This window comes from Thermus thalpophilus, from assembly GCF_022760915.1.
Classification (GTDB): Bacteria; Deinococcota; Deinococci; order Deinococcales; family Thermaceae; genus Thermus; species Thermus thalpophilus.
The window spans coordinates 1-563 of record NZ_JAKTNS010000113.1 but is presented as its reverse complement, the minus strand read 5'-3'; the positions used below and the strand labels follow the sequence as shown (position 1 = coordinate 563).

At 65.2% G+C, this 563-nt stretch carries 1 protein-coding gene; it reads right to left on the bottom strand.

Annotated elements, in window-relative coordinates; all coding sequences use genetic code 11:
* Positions 1-563, bottom strand: a 563-nt coding sequence (locus tag L0D17_RS13235; RefSeq protein ID WP_243095711.1) for an ABC transporter, incomplete at both ends; no start/stop codon positions are given.

Genomic DNA, 563 nt, shown 5'->3' with positions numbered 1-563 from the left:
GGGGCAAAGGGGAGGGGGGTCATCCAGGGAGCGAAGCGAACCAGGGAGAAGAAGTAAGGAAGGAAGAGGAACTGGACAATGGTGAAGAAGCCCTCCACCTGCTTGAAGTGAAGGGCGAGGGCTCCCATGCCCAGGGCGAAGCCTAGGGCGGCGAGGTAGAGAAGCAAAAGGCTCAAAGGCCACCAGGGGGCGGGGGCGAGCCGCACCCCGAGGAGAAGGGCGAGGGGAAGGAGGACAAGAGCGCTTGTGGTGATGCCCTGAAGTCCCCGTACGAGGGCGCGCAGGAGGAGCTGTCGGAGAAGCCCTCCTCGGGCCAGGCCCAGGTGCTCCAGGGTGCCTAAGGCGGCCTCGGACTGGACGGAATAGGCGATGGACTGAAAGGTGCCCACCACCAGGTTGAAGGCGGCGAAGACCAGGAGGAGGGGGCCCAGGTCCAGGCCCAGGCTCGCCAGCCCCTCGGGGGTCAGGTTCTCCAGGCCGAGGACCATGGAGTAGAAGAAGAGAACGGAGGCCAGAAGCCCCGCCAGGGTGTCAAACCAGTAGCGCCTGGTCAGGTTCCACTC